This is a genomic window from Actinoplanes sp. NPDC048791, assembly GCF_040650095.1.
GTDB lineage: Bacteria > Actinomycetota > Actinomycetes > Mycobacteriales > Micromonosporaceae > Actinoplanes.
The window spans coordinates 1-3,155 of record NZ_JBEZGQ010000971.1; the positions used below are offsets into that span (position 1 = coordinate 1).

The 3,155-nt window shown below is 73.9% G+C and carries 2 protein-coding genes; one reads left to right on the plus strand and one right to left on the minus strand.

Going from position 1 to position 3,155, the window contains the following annotated elements; genetic code table 11:
• The coding region (locus AB0C29_RS40635) for a hypothetical protein (RefSeq protein ID WP_360832328.1) at nt 1-2,798 on the plus strand (2,798 nt) is incomplete at its 5' end.
• A 12-nt stretch (nt 2,799-2,810) separates the two neighbouring features.
• On the opposite strand, the gene AB0C29_RS40640 is transcribed toward AB0C29_RS40635, so the two are convergent.
• Nucleotides 2,811-3,155, minus strand: a 345-nt coding sequence (locus AB0C29_RS40640) for an RICIN domain-containing protein (RefSeq protein WP_360832331.1), incomplete at its 5' end; no start/stop codon positions are given.

The window sequence follows — 3,155 nt, forward strand, 5'->3', positions numbered from 1 at the left end:
TGCCGGGGCGCGACCCAGAGCCGCGGACCGGTCAGCAGCCGGGCTTCCCGTGGTTCATCGACGCCAACTTCCCGCAGAAGGCGCCGCCCCCGCCCGCGGTGACGCGGGAGTTTCTCGGCGGCCGTCGCCGGCTGCTGGGCCTGCCGCCGCACTCGGCCAAAGAGCTGGCGGCGTTCCCTCCCGGTGTCGTCGCGAACCCGCGTCCCGGTGCGCTCTTCGTGGACCTGGACGGCGACGCCCGCGCCTGGAACGACGCCGCCGGACTGCCCGCGCCCCGGACCGTCAGCTACGAGGTCCGGGTCCGCGCCGACGAGGTGCCCTACAACTCCCGCGGCTGGCGCGACCCGCGCGGCCACCACTACCAGATCACCAAGGTCACGGTGACCGACCCGGCGGTCGGCGACGGCGCCCCGGTGGAGTTCACGCCGCCGGCGGAGCGGATCGAGCCGTTCTTCCCCCGGGCCAACCACGGGGACATCGTCGAGCTGCGGATGGTCAACGAGCTCGGCACGATCGGGCCGGACGGCTTCGACCTGCCCACCCTGCCGGTCGAGTGCGGCCTGCACGTGCACCTGGTCAAGTTCGACGTGCTGGCCGCCGACGGCTCGTCCACCGGCTTCAACTACCTGTCCGGGGCCAGCTGCCCGGAGGCGGTCGCGGGCGCGCCGGCCGAGCCCGGTGACCCGCCGGCCAACGTCGGGTTCCACCGCTGGGTGGTCGACGAGGAGTTCGGGCCGTGCTTCTTCCACGACCACCTGCTGGCCAACTACCGGCAGAAGCACGGGCTGTTCGCCGCGCTGATCGCCGAGCCGGCCGGGTCGCGCTGGCTGCTGCCCGATCAGGAGACCGTCGCCTGGTCGGGGCCGCAGGCTGTGGTGCTGCCGCCGGTGGACAGCGGGCTGCCGCCGTACCGGGAGGCCTGTCTGGCGATCGGGGACTTCGTGCCGCTGGTCGACGCGGACGGCCGCCCGCTGAACCCGCCGCACGAGCTGAGTGGTGACGACGACCCCGGCGCGATGGCGGTCAACTACCGCTGCGCCCCGCTGACCTTCCGCGGCGACGACCCCTCCCAGTGGTTCAGCAGCAACGGCCCGGCCGTCGCGGATCCCGCGGATCCGGCGGAGGATCCGGGTGCCGTCGTCGCCGACCTCACCGGTGGGGACCCGGACACCGAGATCATCCGGACGTATCCGGGGGAGCGGCTGCGGATCCGGCTCATTCAGGGCTCGCACGAGGAGCAGCACAGCTTCGTCACGCACGGGCTGCGCTGGCGCCGGGAGTGGCACAACGACCGCTCGGTGCTGGTCAACCAGCAGACCATCGGCATCTCCGAGGCGTTCACCCTGGACATCGACCCGGCCGACGCCGGCGGCTACTCCTACGGCGATCACCTGTGGCACTTCGCCGCGATGGACGACCTGTGGCTGGGCTGCTGGGGCCTGGTCCGGGCGCTGGCCCCGAGCGCCGGCAACCTCGAGGAGCTGCCGCCGCTGCCCGGCACCATCGAGGACAACGGTCTGCCACCCCGGCCCGCGGTGCCCTGGGGAGCCGGCGGGGACCGGGTACGCGAGTTCGTCGTCACCGCCCGCCGGCACGAGCACGAGTACGACGGCCGCCGGCTCACCGACCCATGGGGACTGATCTTCGCGACCGCCGCGGGCTGGCGCGACGAACCGGTGGAGGAGGGCTCGGAGCGGATGCGCCGGCGTGCCGTCGGTGTGCACAACACCGGTGAGCCGCTCGTGCTGCGGGCCCGCTCCGGCGAATGGGTACGGGTCATGCTGATCAACGAGCTGCTGCCGGACCCGGACGACCCGGTGCTGCCGCCGTTCGGGGTGGAGCCCGCCCCGCCCCGGCTGCCGCTGGAACGCCTCGACGAGCTCGGCAACCCGAGCGAGCGCACCGTCTCACCGCGGGTGTCGCTGCACCCGAGCCTGCTGCGCTACGACGTGGTCAGCGACGACGGCGCCAACGTGGGCACCAACCACGACGGCACGGTCGGCCCGCTGCCCGCCCACGACGGCGGCCACGGCGGCCACGAGGCGACCGGTCAGGTGATCTTCCGCGATCCGGCGTCGCACGGGCACGAGGAGACGAACTGGCGCGAGTACTGGTGGTACGTCGACGAGCACCTCGCGCCGCCGTCGTACGCCGACGGGCCGGGACAGGTCTGCGGCCTGCAGGACCTGGCGGACGTGCGCAACCACCGCCACCACGGCCTGATCGGCGCGCTGGTGGTCGAGCCGGACGACGTCACCCCGGCCGACCCGGTCACCGGCCGGGAACGCTGGACCGGCCCGCAGGTGCTGCTGCGCGACGAGCACGGCCGGGTGGTCGCCAACGAGCAGGTGCTGCTGGTTCAGGACGGGCTGCGGCACTTCGTGGCTGGCCACCCGGACCTCCCGGTGCGCGACGTGGTCCCGGGTGACGTCCCCGAGGACGCGGGCCAGAAGGGCATCAACTACGGCTCGGCCGTGGTCCACCCGCGCGACGGGCTCACCCGCGACGACCCGCCGACGCCGCTCTGGGAGGCGAAGAGGGGCCAGGAGCTGTGGCTGCACGTGCTCGGCGCCGCCGACAAGCCTCGCAACCACACCTTCACCGTGCACGGCATGGCCTGGCCGGCGGCGCCGTGGCAGGGCGACGGTCCGTGGGAGGGCTCGTTCTCCGGCCTGACCGCGGGCACAGCCCGGACGCTGCGGATGACCGCCCGGCACCGCGGCGACCACGCCTACCGGTCAGGCGCGTTCCGCTGGTCGGTGGAGAACGGCCTGTGGGGCATCCTGCGGATCACGTGAAGGCCGGACCGGTCAGGGCAGCTCCCAGCGCTGCCGGTCGGCGCCCGAACAGCTCTCGATCCGTACGCCGGCCCCCGAGCGGGAGCCCGAGCCCGGATCGGTGAGACAGCCGCCGCCGGCCAGGTTGACCAGCGTACGGTCGGCGCCGGCCTGCCACGGCCCGGACCGGCGGCCGTCACAGCCGGCGAGCCGGACGGCGCCGTCGTCGGTGGCCACCGCACACTTGCCGACGACCCGCAGGGTGCCGTCGGTGGCGACGGTCCACACCTGGGCGGCGGGCTCTGCCTGGACCTCAACGGCGCGATCGCCGTCGACGGCAACCACATCCAGGTCTTCACCTGCAACGAGACCGCCGCC